General features: G+C 67.1%; 17 protein-coding genes, 1 pseudogene and 1 riboswitch. Of the genes and pseudogenes, 6 read left to right on the top strand and 12 right to left on the bottom strand.

Annotated elements, in window-relative coordinates; all coding sequences use genetic code 11:
- Window positions 1–2: 2 nt before the first annotated feature.
- The 6 genes and pseudogenes from ACTG4K_RS03305 to ACTG4K_RS03280 all read right to left on the bottom strand — a co-directional run bounded on the left by ACTG4K_RS03305 (window position 3) and on the right by ACTG4K_RS03280 (window position 4,786).
- A complete protein-coding gene (locus ACTG4K_RS03305; protein WP_439112774.1) occupies window positions 3–1,025 on the bottom strand; it encodes a methionine synthase in 1,023 nt (340 codons plus the stop codon).
- Window positions 1,026–1,150: 125 nt separating this feature from the next.
- A complete protein-coding gene (locus tag ACTG4K_RS03300) occupies window positions 1,151–1,912 on the bottom strand; it encodes a 3-oxoacyl-ACP reductase (RefSeq protein WP_439112773.1) in 762 nt (253 codons plus the stop codon).
- Window positions 1,902–2,732 (bottom strand): bifunctional hydroxymethylpyrimidine kinase/phosphomethylpyrimidine kinase, encoded by an 831-nt coding sequence (gene thiD, locus ACTG4K_RS03295; RefSeq protein WP_439113130.1) that lies wholly within the window; start codon window positions 2,730–2,732, stop codon window positions 1,902–1,904. Before thiD ends, ACTG4K_RS03300 begins: the two co-directional genes overlap by 11 nt.
- A 105-nt stretch (window positions 2,733–2,837) precedes the next feature.
- Window positions 2,838–3,440 (bottom strand): annotated as a pseudogene (gene thiE / locus ACTG4K_RS03290) (thiamine phosphate synthase); the annotation flags it as partial.
- Entirely contained in the window at window positions 3,437–4,303 is an 867-nt protein-coding gene (gene thiM / locus ACTG4K_RS03285; RefSeq protein ID WP_439112772.1) for a hydroxyethylthiazole kinase, read from the bottom strand. The pseudogene thiE and the gene thiM, both read right to left, overlap by 4 nt.
- Window positions 4,304–4,358: 55 nt before the next feature.
- Window positions 4,359–4,456: riboswitch (TPP riboswitch) on the bottom strand.
- 93 nt (window positions 4,457–4,549) lie between these two features.
- Window positions 4,550–4,786 carry a hypothetical protein gene (locus ACTG4K_RS03280; protein WP_439112771.1) on the bottom strand — a complete coding sequence of 79 codons (237 nt, stop codon included), beginning with the start codon at window positions 4,784–4,786 and terminating at the stop codon, window positions 4,550–4,552.
- 164 nt (window positions 4,787–4,950) lie between these two features.
- Between ACTG4K_RS03280 and ACTG4K_RS03275 the strand changes: the two genes are divergently transcribed.
- The 5 genes from ACTG4K_RS03275 to ACTG4K_RS03255 all read left to right on the top strand — a co-directional run bounded on the left by ACTG4K_RS03275 (window position 4,951) and on the right by ACTG4K_RS03255 (window position 10,462).
- Complete coding sequence (locus ACTG4K_RS03275; protein WP_439112770.1) at window positions 4,951–5,832, top strand: NUDIX hydrolase; 882 nt, start codon at window positions 4,951–4,953, stop codon at window positions 5,830–5,832.
- Between the two features lie 425 nt (window positions 5,833–6,257).
- Window positions 6,258–7,433 (top strand): PQQ-dependent sugar dehydrogenase, encoded by a 1,176-nt coding sequence (locus ACTG4K_RS03270; RefSeq protein WP_439112769.1) that lies wholly within the window; start codon window positions 6,258–6,260, stop codon window positions 7,431–7,433.
- A 127-nt stretch (window positions 7,434–7,560) separates the two neighbouring features.
- Window positions 7,561–8,946 (top strand): ATP-grasp domain-containing protein, encoded by a 1,386-nt coding sequence (locus ACTG4K_RS03265; protein ID WP_439112768.1) that lies wholly within the window; start codon window positions 7,561–7,563, stop codon window positions 8,944–8,946.
- Window positions 8,943–9,560 (top strand): YHS domain-containing (seleno)protein, encoded by a 618-nt coding sequence (locus ACTG4K_RS03260; protein ID WP_439112767.1) that lies wholly within the window; start codon window positions 8,943–8,945, stop codon window positions 9,558–9,560. Before ACTG4K_RS03265 ends, ACTG4K_RS03260 begins: the two co-directional genes overlap by 4 nt.
- 23 nt (window positions 9,561–9,583) lie before the next feature.
- Complete coding sequence (locus ACTG4K_RS03255) at window positions 9,584–10,462, top strand: patatin-like phospholipase family protein (RefSeq protein ID WP_439112766.1); 879 nt, start codon at window positions 9,584–9,586, stop codon at window positions 10,460–10,462.
- Between the two features lie 90 nt (window positions 10,463–10,552).
- Here ACTG4K_RS03255 and ACTG4K_RS03250 read toward each other — a convergent pair whose 3' ends face one another.
- The 5 genes from ACTG4K_RS03250 to ACTG4K_RS03230 are packed head-to-tail and all read right to left on the bottom strand — an operon-like array spanning window position 10,553 to window position 14,358.
- Window positions 10,553–10,909, bottom strand: coding sequence for a DMT family transporter (locus ACTG4K_RS03250; RefSeq protein ID WP_439112765.1), 357 nt, complete (start codon window positions 10,907–10,909; stop codon window positions 10,553–10,555).
- A gap of 21 nt (window positions 10,910–10,930) precedes the next feature.
- The gene (gene phnE / locus ACTG4K_RS03245; RefSeq protein WP_439112764.1) at window positions 10,931–11,761 is read right to left on the bottom strand and encodes a phosphonate ABC transporter, permease protein PhnE; all 831 of its coding nucleotides are present in this window, start codon (window positions 11,759–11,761) and stop codon (window positions 10,931–10,933) included.
- Complete coding sequence (locus tag ACTG4K_RS03240; protein ID WP_439112763.1) at window positions 11,758–12,600, bottom strand: PhnE/PtxC family ABC transporter permease; 843 nt, start codon at window positions 12,598–12,600, stop codon at window positions 11,758–11,760. The genes phnE and ACTG4K_RS03240 overlap by 4 nt, the downstream gene beginning before the upstream one ends.
- Before the next feature lie 23 nt (window positions 12,601–12,623).
- Complete coding sequence (locus ACTG4K_RS03235; protein WP_439112762.1) at window positions 12,624–13,457, bottom strand: phosphonate ABC transporter ATP-binding protein; 834 nt, start codon at window positions 13,455–13,457, stop codon at window positions 12,624–12,626.
- Between the two features lie 25 nt (window positions 13,458–13,482).
- On the bottom strand, window positions 13,483–14,358 hold the full coding sequence (locus ACTG4K_RS03230; RefSeq protein ID WP_439112761.1) for a putative selenate ABC transporter substrate-binding protein: 876 nt from the start codon (window positions 14,356–14,358) through the stop codon (window positions 13,483–13,485).
- A gap of 181 nt (window positions 14,359–14,539) precedes the next feature.
- Here ACTG4K_RS03230 and egtD point away from each other — a divergent pair, with 181 nt between their 5' ends.
- On the top strand, window positions 14,540–15,541 hold the full coding sequence (gene egtD / locus ACTG4K_RS03225) for an L-histidine N(alpha)-methyltransferase (RefSeq protein WP_439112760.1): 1,002 nt from the start codon (window positions 14,540–14,542) through the stop codon (window positions 15,539–15,541).
- Between the two features lie 44 nt (window positions 15,542–15,585).
- Here egtD and senA read toward each other — a convergent pair whose 3' ends face one another.
- Window positions 15,586–16,824: a selenoneine synthase SenA gene (gene senA / locus ACTG4K_RS03220; RefSeq protein WP_439112759.1), complete on the bottom strand. Its 1,239-nt coding sequence runs from the start codon at window positions 16,822–16,824 to the stop codon at window positions 15,586–15,588.
- Window positions 16,825–16,833 lie beyond the last annotated feature (9 nt).

Raw genomic sequence — 16,833 nt, 5'->3', positions numbered from 1 at the left:
GGTCAGTCTCCGTAGCGCTGGCGGGCCAGGGCAGCGCCTTTGGCCAGGGCGTCCAGCTTGGCCAGGGCCACTTCGCGGCTCATGGGGGCCAGGCCGCAGTTGGTGCAGGCGATCAGGTGCTTTCTGGGCACGTATTGGAGCGCCAGGCCAATGGTGTCGGCCACCTGTTCGGGTGTTTCAATCACGTCGCTGGCCACGTCGATCACGCCCACCATCACGTCTTTGCCTTCCAGCAGCTTCATCAGGTCGGGCGGCACGTGCGAGTGAAAACACTCCAGGCTCACCTGCTGGATGCTGCTCTTGGCCAGCGCCGGAAACACCTGTTCGTATTGGCGCCACTCTTCGCCCAGCGTTTGCTTCCAGTCCACGTTGGCCTGGATGCCGTAGCCATAACAAATGTGCACAGCGGTGGTGCAGGTGAGGCCTTGTGCGGCGCGTTCCAGCGCCTTTACACCCCACTCGGCCGCCTCGGCCATGTAGACGTTGAAGGCTGGTTCGTCGAACTGGATGATGTCCACCCCGTCGGCCTGCAGCGCCAGCGCTTCCTGGTTCAGCAGCTCAGCAAAGGCCATGGCCATCTTCACCTTGTCGCCATAAAAGCGGTCGGCGACGGTGTCCACAATCGTCATGGGGCCGGGCAGGGTGAACTTGAGTTTCTTCTTGGTGTGGGCGCGGGCCAGCTGGGCTTCAAAGGCGTGCACCCGGCCCTTCAGGCGCAGCGGCGCCACCACCTGCGGCACCATGGCGTCGTAGCGGTTGTTGCGAATGCCCATCTTGACCTTGTTCTCAAAGTCGATGCCTTCTACCTGCTCCAGAAAGCCGTGCACAAAGTGCTGACGCGCCTGCTCGCCGTCGCCCACCACGTCCAGCCCGGCGTCTTCCTGCGCCTTGATCCACAAGAGCGTGGCGTCGGCCTTGGCTTGCTGCAGCTCGGCGCCTTGCGCCTTCCACTGTGGCCAGAGTTTTTCGGTCTCGGCCAGCCAGGCGGGTTTGGGCAGGCTGCCAGCAATGGCGGTGTCAAACATGGGGGTGTCTCCTGTGTAGGTGGGTCGGTTTGCCCGCATCTTAATCAGCGGGGCGCAGTTGTGCTTGACGCCTGCGCGTCGGGCTTGTGGCCCGGGTGGTATTCCCCGCCCTGGGCTGAGCAGGCTCAGTTCATCACCAGCCCGCCATCGACCACCAGGTTTTGGCCCGTCACGGCGCGGCTCAGGCCGCTCATGAAAAACACCACCGCGTCGGCAAAGTCTTCGGGCGTGCTCACCTGGCGCAGCGGCGTCTCGCTGGCAATCAGGTCAAACACAAAGTCGGGCGTGGCGCGGCTGGCGTCGGTGGTGCGCAGCAGCCCGCCGGACACCATGTTGACCCGGATGCCGTGCGGGCCCCACTCGTGGGCAGCGGTGCGGGTGAGGGCGAGCAGCGCGGCCTTGGACGCGGTGTAGTCGTGGTAGGGCACCACTGGGTTCTGAAACAGGTTGGTGCCCACGTTGACCACGCTGCCGCCGCCGCGTGCCTGCCAGCCCGGCAAGCAGGCTTGCAGGGTGTTCAACGCGCCTTGCAGCGCGCCCCTGAGCTGGGCATCAAACGCTTCCCAGCGGATGGTGTCGAGCTTGTCGCGGGCGTCGCCGTTGAACGAGAAGCCCACCAGCGCGTTGTTGACCACGCCCGCCAGCGGCTGGCCTGCCAGGCGCTGGGCCTGCGCCACCAGGGCCTGCACCTGGGCTGCGTCGCGCACATCGGCCCGCAAGGCCCAGGCGCGTTCACCCAGCTCGGCCACCAGCGCGTGGGCGGCCTGCTCACTTTGGTGGTAGTTGATAACGACCGACGCGCCGTGGCGGTGCAGGCTGCGGGCAATGGCAGCGCCCAGGCCGCGCGCGCCGCCAGTGACGAGGATGGGGGAAGAATCAAGCAGCATGGTGGGGTTCCGGTTGGGTGATGAGCGCCACGGGGGCGTGGGTGTGGTTGAGCGGGCCATGGCCCTGGCCCCAGTGAATTTGGCGCGAGGCGTGCAAAGCCGCGCGCACGTAGGCGTGGGCACGGGTGACGGCCTTGTCCAGCGTGCAGCCGCGGGCCAGAAACGAAGCGATCGCCGAAGACAGCGTGCAGCCCGTGCCGTGCAAGTTGGTGGTGGCAATGCGCGGGGCAGCCAGCCGCAGGCGCACGCCCTGGGTGTCCACCAGGGTGTCCACCACGGTGTCGCCGGGCAGGTGCCCACCCTTCACCAGCACGGCGCGGGCACCCCGGCGCAGCAACTGTTGTGCGCAGTCCAGCGCCTGTGCTTCGGTGGTGATGGTTTGCCCGCACAGCAGGCCGAGTTCGTCCAGGTTGGGGGTGACCAGGCTCACCTGGGGCAGCAGCGTTTCCACCAGCACGCCCATGGTGTCGGGCGCCATCAACACGTCGCCGCTGGTGGCCACCATCACCGGGTCCAGCACCACATGGCGCACCGCATGGCGGCCCAGCGCCTGCGCCACCACCGACACCACGGCCGCGTCGTGCAGCATGCCGATCTTGACCGCGTCGGCACCGATGTCGCTCAGCACGGCGTCGATCTGGCGCGCCAGAAACGCGGCGGGCAGCGCGTGGATGCCGCTCACGCCCAGGGTGTTTTGCGCGGTGACGGCGGTGATGGCGGTGGTGCCAAAGCAACCCAGCGCGGCGATGGTTTTCAGGTCGGCCTGAATGCCCGCGCCGCCACCCGAGTCGGAACCCGCGATGGACAGGACGCGCGGCACGGTGAGACGGGGCTGTGGGGGGCTTTCACGGTCGGTGCGCGCTTCGGCCGGGGCCACCCGGGCCGCCAGCGCGCTGTCCAGCAGCCCGCGCAGCACTTGCGCCGCGTGCTGGGGGTCGAGCGCTTCGCTGATGGCGCGCACCACGGCCACGCTGTCGGCGCCGGCAGCCACCACCTCGGCCAGGCAGCCGACGTGCATGCCGCCAATGGCCACCAAAGGCAAAGCGGTGTGTTGGCGCGCCCAGCGCACACCCGCCAGCCCCAGTGGCTCGGCGGCGTCGCCCTTGGTGGGGGTGGCAAACACCGGGCTGATGGCCAGGTAGTCCACCGGTTGTGCCTGCGCCAGTTGGAGCTGCTCCAGCCGCTCAATGGACCAGCCCAGCCACATGCCGGCGGGCATCAGGCGCCGCGCGTCGGCGGGCAGCAGGTCGCTCTGGCCCAGGTGCAGGCCCTCGGCGTTCACCGCCAGGGCCACGTCCAGCCGGTCGTTGATGACCAGCGGCACACCGTGCGGGGCCAGCAGCGTCTTGAGCGCATGGCCCCAGCGCACCAGCTCGCGGGTGCTGGCGGTTTTGCTGCGCAGCTGGACGCAGCTCACGCCCCCGCGCACGGCGGCGTGCACCTGTTGCAGCCAAGTGGCTTCATCCATTCCTGCGGGGTCGGTCACCCAATACAGCGCCAGTTGCGCGCGCAGCGCATGGGCTGTCATGCCTGGCCCTCCCGCAGACTCAGGGTGGCCAGAAAATCGGCTTCGCTGAGCTGGTCCACGGCGTCCAGCAGGGCCACTGCATAGCTGCCCACGCCGCCGCCCTGTGCCGCCAACCGGTGCGCAGCCAGCTGGCCCGCCACACCGAGAAAGCCCATGGCCGACGTGCAAGCCCGCCAGGCGTTGGGCTGCACCGCCGCAAAAGCCGCCACCAGCGCGGTGGCCGAGCAGCCCACGCCGGTCACCCGGGTCATCCAGGGGTGGCCATTGGCCAGCACGGCGCAGGCGCCCGCTGGCCCGAGCACGTAGTCTTTTTCGCCCGACACGCACACCACGCAGTTGAACTGCTCGCTCAAGGCGCGTGCGCTGTGCAACGCGTCACCCGATGCTGCCGCGCTGTCCACGCCGCGCGACGCACCCGCCACGCCGGCCAGACTCAAAATTTCCGAGGCGTTGCCCCGAATGATGCTGGGTCGGCCTTGGGCCAGCAGGTCAGCCAGGGTGCGGTTGCGGTAGGCCGAAGCGCCAGCGCCTACCGGGTCCAGCACGGCGGGTTTGCCCAGCGAGCGTGCGGTTTGCAGCGCCAGCGCCATGGCCGGTACCCACTGCGCGTCCAGCGTGCCAATGTTGACCGCCACGGCCTGGGCGATGCCCACCATGTCGGGCACTTCTTCCACCGCGTGGGCCATGATGGGCGAGGCGCCCGCGGCCAACAGCATGTTGGCGTTGAAATTCATCACCACGAAGTTGGTCACGCTGTGCACCAGCGGCGCCTGCTGGCGCACGGCTTGCACGTCGGCCCACAGGTCGGCCGGGGAAAGGAGAGAAGGGTGTGCGGGCGCGGCGCAATCAGCGGGCAATGACATACATCAGCTTTGCAAAAAAGCGGGCATGTCAGGTGCGGTGATGCGGGCACGCGCCGTGAGGCGGTGTTTGCTTCCCTACGCTGGCATGACCCAGATCAGGTTTAAAGGGTATTTCTCAGCCCCGAAACAAGCGGGGCACCCCTAGCAATGGCGTGGGTCTTTCAACCCACTGGACGCGTTTTTTCAGGTTTTCATTGACAGTTTCCCGACGTGATGCGCGTCGTGCATCAGCCAGGCCACGGAAGTTTACAGACCCAGGATCTTCTTGGCGTCGGCCAGTGCTTTCATGGACGCGGTGTGCTCGCCCGCTTTGTGCAGGCGCTCACCGTCGCTGCGCAACGCGGCCACTTTTTCCTGGTCTGCAGCAGCCAGGGCGGGCTTGGTCAGCAGCTTGGCATCGATGGCTTTCATTTCGCCGGGGCAACCGTGTGCCATGGCCGCGCCTGAAAACACCAGCGCGCAAGACAACAACAACTTTTTCATGACAAAACTCCAACTCGGCCAGGACATACTGGCCTGTGCATTGTTTCCAGTTGCCGCAATGGGCGCCACGGCCTGGCAATTGTCCCCTGTGGTACGGGGGTGAATGCGGGTGACCTGTCTTGCGCGTGCCACAGCCGCAGGAGGTGCCGAACGACAATGCGCGCATGGCCATACCGATCAATTCCGACACCGTTCACACACCGCCCGTGCCCTCAGCCACCGTGATGGTGGTGCGCGATAGCCCCAGCGGGCTGGAGGTGCTGCTGGTGCGCCGGCACGGCAATTCGGGAGTGCTGGGCGGGGTGCACGTGTTCCCTGGCGGCAAGCTCGATGTGGCCGACCAGCAGGTGGACGCCGCTGCGCTTGACCTGCCCGCGCAGGCCTTGCTGCACGCCTTGGGTGAGCCCGGCTTGGACCTGCCCACCGCCCTGGGCCTGCATGTGGCCGCGCTGCGCGAAACCTTTGAAGAGTGCGGCCTGTTGCTGGGCCAGGGGCGCGCGGCGCCGGGCCTGGTGCAGCAGATTCGCTCGCACACGCTCGCTGGCCTGGGGTTTGCCGGCGCGCTGCAGCAGCTGGGCCTGCCGCTGGCGGCTTCCAGTCTGGTGCCTTGGTCGCGCTGGATCACGCCGCGTGTGCCCTCGGTCACCAACAAGCGCTTTGACACCCGCTTTTTTGTGGCCGCTGCACCGCAGGGGCAGGCCGCCGAACATTGCACCTTCGAAGCCACTGAAGCCGTGTGGCTGGCGCCGCGCACCGGACTGGAACGCTACTGGGCCGGCGAGATCGATTTGGCGCCGCCGCAGATCATGACGCTGAGCCACTTCAGCCGGCTGGGCAGTGTGGACCAGGTGCTGGCCGCCGCCCGCAGCCGACGACCCGCGCTGATCGCACCCGAACCGTTTGACGAGGCCGGTTGTCGCGTGATCTGTTACCCCGGCGACCCGCGCCACAGCATTCCCGAACGGGTGTGGCCGGGGCCCACGCGGCTGACCTACCGCAACCAGCGGTTTGAGGCCGACGGCGGGCTGGCGGCCTTGCTGGGCTGACAGCGTCCGAGCGCTCACACCGCAGCAGCGCAGGGCTTGGGTCGGCTGCCGCACAGACGTGAACGGCCTGCCGGGCCAAAGTGTGTTCAAACTGATCGCCACGGCGCATGGCGTATTGCAGGCACCGCAACCCGCCCGCGTGGCCGAGCGCGCTGGCCGCGTGCCTTTCAGCTCTTTTTTCTGCACACCAGGGACAACGATGAAAGCACGCGCCCCTTTTTTTGCCCACTGTCGGCCTCGCCGCGGGTTGCAGCAAAGACGTTGAAAACCGCCCGCTGTGGTGCCTGCCATCAACGTGGTCACCCGGTGGAAGACACCGTCATCGCCGCCGGCGGCGATTCGGCCCTGTGGGGGTCTTCGGGGAACCCGGCGCCCGCGTGCGCCTCCATGGGTAAGCTGTTCAAGTGCACCCCACGGAGACCACCATGTTGAAACGCCTCATCCGCTCTGAATCCTTGCCCCTGCCCCTGCCCGCTGCCTGCACAGGCCAGCTCTTTGCCGCTGTGGCGGTGTGCGCTGGCTTGTTCAGCTGCGGGGCTGCACTGGCCCAGCCCCGCAGCGTGAGCACCGAGGTGGTAGCCATTGGCCTGCAAAACCCCTGGGCCGTGGCCTTTCTGGGCGACGGTCGCATGCTGGTGACCGAGCGGCCCGGGCGCATGCGCGTGGTGGCGCCCAACGGCACGCTGAGCGAGCCCGTGGCCGGTGTGCCCACGGTGGATGCGGTGGGGCAGGGCGGCTTGCTCGATCTCATCACCGACCGCGACTTTGTCCGCAACCGCGTGCTGTACTTTTGCTACAGCGAGCCGGCGGTGCAGGGCAGCGGCAATTCCACCGCACTGGCCTCGGCCCGCCTGTCTGCCGACGCCAGCCGGCTTGAAAACCTCAAGGTCATCTTCAGCCAGCAGCCCAAGGTCAGCAGCCGGCTGCACTTTGGCTGCCGCATCGTGCAGGCCACCGATGGCAGCCTGTTTCTTGCCCTGGGCGACCGCTACCAGCGCATGAACGACGCCCAGACGCTGGACAACCACCACGGGAAAGTGGTGCGGGTGCTGCCCGATGGCAGCGCTCACCCCGACAACCCGTTTCGCAGCCGCTCCGGCGCCTTGCCCCACATTTGGAGCGTGGGCCACCGCAACCCGCAAGGCGCCACGCTCGGCACTGATGGCCGCTTGTGGGTCAGTGAGCACGGCCCGCAGGGCGGCGACGAAATCAACCGCCCCGAGGCCGGCAAAAACTACGGCTGGCCCGTCATCACCTACGGTGAAAACTACGGCGGCGGCACCATTGGCCAGGGCCTGACCGAAAAAGCCGGCATGGAACAGCCACTGCACCAATGGACGCCGTCGATTGCGCCGTCGGGCATGGCGTTTTTGACAAGCGAGCGTTATGGCAAAGCCTGGCAGGGCAGCCTGCTGGTGGGTTCGCTCAAATTCCGCTACCTCGCGCGCCTGGAGCTGGACGGCACCCGCGTGGTGAAGGAAGACAAGCTGCTGCCCGACCTGGGCCAACGTGTGCGCGATGTGCGCGAAGGCCCCGACGGCTTCGTGTACCTGTTGACCGATGACCGAAACGGCCAACTGCTGCGCTTGGTGCCCCGGTAAGGCCTTCAGGTCCACCGTGTAAGAAAAACGCCGGTCGCGCGACACACGGGGGTGTGCCGGTGGAGCAGGGCGGTCAGTCACCTGACTAAACTACGCCTTGGCGTATCCATCCCCTTTCGCTGACCGCATGTCCTCAAGCCAACGCACGCTGCTGCTTTTCAATTACGACTGGGACGCTGTGGGCCACCAACGCGCTGGCGCAGCGCGGGGCATGGCGTTTGACGAGGCAGGGTTTGACCTGTTTTCGTTTCCCAGCAACGCGCGCCTGGCCTGGTTTGACATGGCCCGCTTCGTGCGGCGCCTGGCCGGCCAGGCACAGTCCAAGGGCTGGACGGCAGTGACCTCCAACCACGAGCAGTTTGGTGCCCTGGCGGCTGCCTTGCTGGCCGAGCGCATGGGCTGGCCCGGCACGCCGGTGGCTGCCGTGCTGGCCTGTCAGCACAAGCTGCACGCGCGCCAGGTGCTGCAGCGCGTGGCGCCCGAGGCCAACCTCGACTTCGTTTTGTTGCACGCCGAATACGGCGCGTCCATTCCGTCGGGCATTGCTTACCCGCAGTTCGTCAAGCCGGTGAAGGCCGCTTTTTCCGTGCTGGCGCGCGAGGTGCGCAACCACGCCGAGCTGCACCGCCACACCCGCTTTGGCGCCTGGGAGCTGTGGGTGATCCGGCGCCTGGTGGAACCGTTTGAACGCATGGCGCAGCAGCGCCTGGGGCCAGGGCTGCCCAGCGCCCACCGCATGTTGCTCGAAGCGCCGGTGCAAGCCGATCAGTTCAATCTGGACGGTTACGTTTTCAATGGCGACGTACACGCCATTGGCGTGGTGGACGCGGTGATGTACCCGAACACCCAGGCCTTTATGCGCTTTGAACTGCCCAGCAAGCTGCCAGCCAGCGTGCAGGCCCGGGCGCTGGACGTCGCTCACCGCTTCTTGCAGGCCGTGGGCTTCACGCACGGCCTGTTCAACATGGAATTTTTCTTCGATGCAGCCACCGAGCGGCTCACCGTGATCGAATTCAACCCGCGCATGGCCGCTCAGTTTTCTGACCTCTACCTGCGCACACAAGGCCTCGACCTGCACGCCGTTTCGCTGGCGCTGGCCCACGGACAAGACCCGGCCAGCGTGCCGCGCACAGCGCCCACGGCCGGTGCGGCCGCCAGCTTTGTCTACCGTGTGTTCGATGCCCAGCAGCCCGTGGCCATGCCCGACGCCCACCGCCGGCAAGCCCTGGCTGAGGCGTTTCCCGACGCGCTGCTGTTTGCCTACCCCAAGCCGCGCGGTTCCATGGCGCGCGACTTCAAATGGCTGGGCAGCTACCGTTACGGCATCTTGCACCTGGGCGGGCGCGACCTGGCCGAACTGCACGAACGCTGCAAGGTCGCAAGCGCGCTGCTCGGTTGGCCCGCGCCCTGCGGGGAACCTGTGCATCACTGGCTGGCTCTCACCGCTCTGGCGGCGCCAGCTCCCTTGCACCCGCCGCTTCCCGCTATGTCCAACCACGAGATCTCCCCATGAAAACCTCTGCGCTTCACCACCTGCAACGCCCGCTCGCGGCCACCGCGCTGTCGCTGGGCCTGCTCATGCTGGCGGGCTGCGGTGCCATGTCGGCCCAAAACCCGTCGTCCACGCTCAAACCCGTCAATGCCGTCGAGATGCCGCCCGACGCGCGCGTCATGCTCAAGGGTGCGGACGTGGTGGCGTACTTCACCCAAAACGCCTTTGTGCAGGGCAACCCCGCCTTCAAAAGCAGCTACGAGGGCGTGGGTTTTTATTTCGCCAGTGCCGAGCACAAGGCCGCGTTTGACCAGGCACCCGCACGCTATCTGCCGCAGTACGGTGGCTACTGCGCCAATGGCGTGGTCTACGGTATCCCATGGGGGGGCGACGCCGACACCTGGAAGCTGATCGGCGGCAAGCTCTACATCTTTGGCGGCCAGGCCAGCAAAGACGGCTTTGAACTCGACGAAAAAGCCAACCTCGCCTTGGCCGAAAAATACTGGAACGAAGAAATCAAAGGCAGCAACAGTTTTGCGCAACGCGCCAAGCGCATGGTGGTGCGCGTGCCGCACTACCAAAGCGGCGAAGCCCTGGCCAAGGCGGTGGCCGAAGCCAAGGCGCGCCAGCCCTGACCCCCCGCCACCCAGGCACCACCATGGGTTTGCCGCGCCGCAGCGTCTTGCTGGCCGCTGGGGCGGCTGGCCTGGCCGGCTGCAGTTTCAGGCCTGACCAAGACCACAACGGCCCCGACGCACCGCGCGCCGAACCCCTGCGCCAGCCGGTGCGCACCGCCTGGGTGTTCAGCTCCGGCGGGCCACGCGGATTTGTGCATGTGGGCGTGCTCAAGGCACTCGAAGAACTCGGCTTGGTGCCCGATCTCATCGCCGGCGCCTCGGTCGGCGCGCTCTTGGGCAGCCTGTTTGCGGCCGGTCTGCGTGCCCGCGAGATCGAAGCGCTGGCGCTGGCGCTGCAGCCCTGGCGCTTGCTGCGCCTGGCGCTGGGGGGCGGCGCCTACCTCAGCGGCAGCGCCATTGCCGGGCTGATGCGTGAGCGCTGCCCGGTGCAGCGGCTCGAAGCCATGCCGGTGCCCATGGCCTGCGTTGCGTCGCAGCGCTTTGGCCGTGTGGCGGTGGCCTTCACTGCGGGCGACGTCGGCCTGGCCGTGCAGGCCTCGGCCGCCATCGAAGGCCATTTTGTGCCCGTGCGCATCCGCGGCCATCAATACATGGACGCCGACTGGATCAACCCGCTACCGGTGCGCGTGGCGCGCGCGCTCGGCGCCCAGCGCGTGCTGGCGGTGGACGCGTCGGCACACACCACCGACACGCCACAGGGCGCCGAGCGCTACCACGCCGACGACCTGCGCAAACAAGCGCTGGTGAACGCCGACGGCGCCTTGGCCGACCTCGTGCTCAAACCCGACTTTGGTTACTGGGCTGGTATGTCGGTCGAATTTCGCAAGCGCACCATCGAAGCGGGCTACCGGCACACCCTGGCCCAGGCCACGGCGCTACGGGCTTTGCACGCTGTCTGATGCGGGCCGTCGCCAATACATAACACCGCCTGGCTCGGTCGTTTGCGGCTTGCAACCACGGCCCTTGGGTGTGGCCCTCGAATGGCGGGCTTATGCGGCAGGCAGCCGCGAGGCCGAGTGCAGCCCCATCACGCCGATGACGATGAACCCGATGCTCACCATCTTGATGGCCGTGGCCGGTTCTTTGAAGTAGTAGATGCCGATCAGCGCGGTGAGCACCGTGCCCACACCCGACCACACGCCGTACACCACGCTCAGGCCCAGCGTGCGGATGATCATGGTGTTCAGGCCAAACGAGATGCCATAAAACACAAAGATCATCACCGAAGGGGTGAGCCGTGTGAAACCTTCGGCCAGGCGCATCGACGTGGTGCCGGCCACCTCCATCAAAATAGCCAGGCCGAGCAAGGCCCAGGCTTGGCTGTGGGTGAGCAGCGGCAGGGCCATGGGGGCGTGTGAGGCGAGGGTTCAGCGCGTGAGCAGGCGGCGCGAGGTGTGGCTGGCGGCGTCCACCACCGCCACCATGAGCAGCATGGCGCCCAAGATGGTGGCGGTCTTGTTCATTTGAAACAAGCCCATGTGAAATGCCAGCAACTGCCCCAGGCCGCCCGCGCCCACCACGCCCAGCACGGCGGCGGCGCGTATGTTGTTTTCCCAGCGGTACAGCGCGTAGCTCATGAGCTGGGGCAGCACCTGCGGCAGCGTGGCGTAAACGAACACCCTGAAATTGCCCACACCTTGCACCCGCAGCGCCGCGCCCGGCCCAGGCGGTGTGTTTTCAATGGCTTCGGCAAACAGCCTGCCCAGCACGCCCGTGGTGTGAAAGGCCAGCGCCAGTGTGCCGGCAAACGGGCCCAGCCCGGCGGATATGAGCAGCAGCGCCGCCCACACCAGCTCGGGGATGCTGCGCAGCGCGTTCAGTACCAGGCGGGTGGGCGCGCGGGCCCAGGCGGTGTCGTCCTGGTGCAGACGGCTGGCCGGCAGCGCCAGCGCCAGCCCCGCCACAGCGGCCAGCACCGTGCCCAGGGCCGACATGGCCAGCGTTTCCCAGGCACCCAGCGCCACTTTGCTCAGAAACTCGGGCGAGGTGTCGGGCGGGAAAAACTCGGCCAGAAAGCGGCCCATGCTGTGCGCGGCTTCCAGCGAAAAGAACTGGCCCCACTGCAGGTCGAGCGACCAGAAGCTGGCCACCACCAAGACCAGCAGGGCGGCCGTGAACCAGCAGGCTTTGCACCGCGCGTCAAACAGCGGCGGTGGCAGTTTGTGGGTGTCGTTGGCGGCGCGCGTTCTGGTGGTCATCCGAGTGCTTTCCTGAGCCACGCGCTCACCCGGTCGGCCAGCGCCACCAGCGCCATGAACACAAGCAGCATGCTGGCCACTTCACCGCCTTCAAACATTTTCATGGAGTTGTCCAGCTGCTGGCCCAGCCCACCGGCACCCACAAACCCCAGCACCACCGAACTGCGAATGGCGCATTCCCAGCGGTACACGGTGTAGCTCGTGAGCTCGGCCGCGCTGGTGGGCAGCAGGCCGTAAAAGAAGGCTTGCAGGCGCCCGCTCCCGTTGCGCAGCAGCGTCTCAGTTGCGTGGGTTTCGCCACTTTCCAGAATCTCGCCATATACCTTGCCCAGCATGCCGCCGTAGGTGAGTGCAATGGCGAGCACACCGGCCGTGGGCCCCAGGCCCACCACCCGCACAAACACCAGCGCCCACACCAGCTCGGGGATGCTGCGCAAAAAAATCAACAGCCAGCGCACGCTCTGGCGCAGCCAGTAAGGCCCGCGCGCCATGCGGCCCGAGAGCGCCGAGATGGACAACACCCGCGTGTTGAGCAGCGTGAGCGGCACCGCCAGCACCAGCGCCAGCGTGACGCCCGCGGTGGCCATGGCCACTGTGCGCCAGGTCTCGCGGGCCACCATGGCCAAAAACTCGGCGTCAAACACCAGCGGCCAGAAGCTGCCGATGAACTGCGCACTGATCTTGACGTTTTCGGGCTCCAGCAGCACCCAGGGCTTGAACTCGGTGGCCACACCCAGCGGCCACAGCAGCACCAGGCACAGGCCCGACCAGAACACGCGACCCAGCCAGGCTGGGTCGCGGTCGGGCGCACGGGGGCCAGGCAAGGCGGTGGTGTTCATGGGCGACGTGTCAAGCGACGGTTTCAGCGGCAATGCATGACAACTGGTTGCGGCCCCATGGGCGGCGCCAGCGGTTCCACAGGTACCTCGCCGCGCAGCTCGTGTTCAAACTGGTCGTACAGCTGGGCCAGCCGTTCTCGGGTGACTTCGGCCGCGGGCAGGTCAAAGGCCAGCGCGCCGTCGCGCAGGCCAATGATGCGCGGAAAGTGCGCCAGCGCCACGTCCACCTGGTGCAGCGTGGCCACCAGGGTGGCGCTGCGTTCCTGGGCACCCGCCAGCAAGGTGGTGATGGCTTGTTGCGAGCGGGTGGGGTCCAGGGCCGACAAAGGCTCGTCGATCAGCCAGAGCCGGGCTGGCGCCAGCAGCGCCCGCGCCAGGCCCACGCGTTGGCGTTCGCCGCCCGAGAGGCGGTCGACCCGTTCGAACAGCTTGTCGGCCAGGTCAAAGCGGTCCAGCGCGTCAAACGCGGCCGGAATGTCGGTTGGGTAAAACAGCGAGCGCAGGCTGGCCAGCAGGCTCATGGCCGGCAAGCGCCCGGCCAGCACCGCGGTGACCACGCGCTGGCGCGGCGGCAGCGGCGGCACCTGGGGCGCTAGAAACAAACCGCCGCGCAGGCGTTGCAAAGCGCTGCGCGGCAGCTGCCACGGGTTGGTGCCGCCCAGGGCCAGCGTGCCCGCCACGGGTGGCATGGCGCAGGCCAGCACCTGCAGCAGCGTGGTTTTGCCCGCCCCCGAGGGACCGATCACAGCCACCTGTTCGCCAGGCGAGAAATGCAGATTCAAGCCTTTGAGCGCGTGTGCGGCCCCTGGGCGGGCGGCCGGGTGGCGCGCGCTGACGCCCAGCAGTTCAATCTTCAAAACGGGGTTCCGCTTTCAGATCCGATCACAGCAGGCCGGCACTGCGGGCAGCGGTTTCCAGGCCTTTGTAGTTGTCGGGTGTAGTGGCGATGTAGCGTGTGGCGCGGTTGAGCCGCAGGATTTCGGCGTGCTCGGGGTTGGCCGGGTCCAGCGCCAGCAGAGCGGCTTTCACCTTGGTCTGCATGGTGGCCGGCATGTCGGCGTGCACCGACCAGTTGTAGTTGAAGTAACCCGGCGTGGTGAAGAACACATTCACCGCCTGGGTGTCCACCTTGTTTTCGTTCACAAACTTTTTCCACACCGTGATGTCCAGCGCGGCCGCGTCCACCTTGCCGCTCACCACCGAGGCGATGGTGGCGTCGTGCGCGCCGCTGTAGGCGATGCGGCGGAAATCTTTTTCTGGGTTGATGTTGGCTTGCAGCAAAAAGCTGCGGGGCATGAGGTGGCCCGAGGTGCTGCTTTGCGAGCCAAACGACACCTGCTTGCCCTTCATGTCGGCCAGGGTTTTGATGCCCGAATCCGTCTTGGCAATGAACACCGATTGGAATTTCGTGTCTTCTTCGCGTTGCGCCAGAGGCACCACCTTGCCGCCTGAGCGCAGATTGGCCTGCACAAAGGTGAAGCCGCCAAACCACACCAGGTCCACCTTTTTGTTCACCAGCGTTTCCACGGCGGCGGGGTAGTCGCTCACTGGTGTGAATTCCACCTTCACGCCCAGTGCTTTTTCCAGGTAGTTGGCCAGTGGGGTGAATTTGCGCACCTGCTCGGTGGCCGCTTCTTCGGGGATGGTGGTGACGCGGAAGACGCTTTGCGCCTGGGCCAGGCCGGTGAAGGCGGTACCTGCGGCGAGCACAGCGCAGGTCAAGAGTGCGCGTTTGGTGCGGGAAAAGGTGGCTTGCATGGTTATCCGATAAAAAAGGATGGGGGACCCGTATTAAACCGCGCCAAAGGTCCGTTTTGGTTTTGAGGGGCCTTGGGGCATGTCCCTGTAAGAAATACCCGGCCCCTGCGGCCACGCCGTGATGGTGCGCTGGTTTATAAAGCCGACAGCGTTTCGCACCCAAGCAAACCCACCCCGCACCATGCACCACCCCACCGCCGCGCCCCATTTCATTCAGCTGCACCAGGCCGACCAAGCCGCCGTGCGCGCTGAGCTGGCCGCTGGGCTGCACGCCCAGCCGGCGCATGTGGCGCCCAAGTTTTTTTACGACGCTTTGGGCTCGCGCCTGTTTGACGCCATCACCGAGCTGGCCGAGTACTACCCCACGCGCACCGAAGCGGCCATCTTCCAGGCGCAAGCCAGCGCCATGGCGCAGCAGGTGCCGCCGGGTGCGGTGCTGGTGGACTTGGGCGCGGGCAGCTGTGCCAAAGCCGCTGGCCTGTTTTCGGCGCTGAGCCCGGCCGCTTATGTGGCGGTGGACATTTCGGTGGACTACCTGCGCCACGCCATGGGCCAGCTGCAGCAGCGCCACCCGAGCTTGCCCATGCTGGGCTTGGGGCTGGACTTTTCTGCCCAGCTGGCCCTGCCGGCTGCGGCCAACGACTGGCTGGGCGGGCAGGGCGCAGCCGGCGCGCCGCGCTGCGTGTTTTACCCTGGTTCCAGCATTGGCAACTTCAACCCCGCCGAGGCGCTGGCGCTGCTGCGCCAGGCCCATGCCGTGTGCGCCGGGGGCGGGCCCGGCGGCGGGCTGCTCATTGGCGTGGACCGCGTGAAACCCAAGGCGGTTGTGGAGCCCGCTTACGACGACCCGCTGGGCGTGACCGCCGCCTTCAACCGCAACCTGCTGCTGCACACCAACGCCTTGCTGGGCACCGACTTTGCCCCCGCCCGCTGGCGCCATGTGGCCTTTTTCAACGAGGCCGATTCGCGCATTGAAATGCATTTGCAGTCCGAGGGCGCGCAAACCGTGCGCTGGCCCGGTGGTGAGCGCCAGTTTGCCGACGGCGAGCAGGTGCACACGGAAAATTCCTACAAATGGCAGCCGGAAGATTTCGAGGCGCTGCTGCGCAAAGCAGGCTTTGGTGCGCCCACCCACTGGACGGATGCGCGCGGCTGGTTCAGTGTGTTCTGGGCACCAGCCTGAACGAAGACGGCCCCGTCCCTGGCCGGGTCCCTTTCCCCAGCGCGTCAGGCCATCACCACACTGCGAAACCCCGCCACGATGTCGTTGCGTTCGGGCGTGAAGAAGTTGCGGTACTTGGGGTGGCGCATGCGCGGCACCGTGGCAGGACTGGCGCCTTTGAGCACCGGGCGGCCGTCAAACCAAGGCGCTGAATAGTCCACATACGGATGCGGCGCGAAGCCGGGGAAGGGCACAAACGGGCTGGCCGTCCATTCCCACACATCGCCCCAGGCAAAGCCGGGCAGCGTGTGCGCGGCCACTTCCCATTCGGCCTCGGTGGGCAGGCGCCGCCCGGCCCAGGCGCACCAGGCCTGGGCTTCATGGGCCGTGAGGTGGCAGGCTTTGGCGGCCAGGTCCAGCGGCTGCCACCGGCCGTGGCGCAGCTGTTCCCAGCCGGAGCCGGACGGGCGCACATAACGCGGCCAGGCGGGCTGCGTGCGGCTGCGCCAGGCCCAGCCGGCATCGCTCCAAAACCGGCGCTGCGCTGCGCTGCCGCTCTCAATGAACGGCAGGTACTGCGCCCAGGTCACAGCCTGCGCGTCGATCTCAAACGCGGCCACGCCCACCGGGTGGGCGCCCAGCTCGTTGTCAAACGCAAAACCCGGTCTGCTGCGGCCCAGCTGCCAGGCGGTGGCGGGCACCTGCAGCGTGCGCGGCGGGTGCGCTGTGGTTGTTGCCGCGACAGCACCGGGCAGGGGGTCAAAGCCCAGGTTTTGGGCCATGTACACCGCCGCTTCGGCGTGCATGTCTTCGTGAAACAGGGCCAGGCGAAAGAAATACAGGCCGGTGTCGGTGGCTTCTGCGTCTTGCAGCAGCGCCAGCGTGTGTTTCAGGCTCTCAGCCAGGTCGGCGCGCAGTTCGTCGGCGCTGGGCAGGTTCAAGGTCCAGCGCAGGTCATGGGCCACCGTGCTGGAATTGAACAGGCCGTCCGCGTCCAGCCCGCGCAGCGCTTGCCGGGCCGGGTGGCGCGGTGCGTCGGGGTTGGCTTGCAAGCCGCGCGGGCGCTCGGGGTTGCGGGCCAACCACCAGTCGGCAAACCAACCCACATGGCCCAGCTCCCACAGCGGCAGGTTCAGCTCGGGCGTGCAGGGCACGCGCAAGCCGGCGCCCAGCGCGGCCTCGTAGGCGCCAAACAGCGCCAGCGTGCGCGCCCGTGCGTCGGTCAGCGCAGCGGCCAGCGCCACCTTGTCAGCGCAGCGGGCTTGTTCGGCCTCCCCGGTGGGTTCGGACACAATGTCAGACACTCGCTGTTC

It is taken from the genome of Hydrogenophaga sp. (assembly GCF_965657535.1).
In the GTDB taxonomy this organism is placed as follows: Bacteria; Pseudomonadota; Gammaproteobacteria; order Burkholderiales; family Burkholderiaceae_C; genus Hydrogenophaga.
This window is presented reverse-complemented; position numbering and strand designations above follow the sequence as displayed.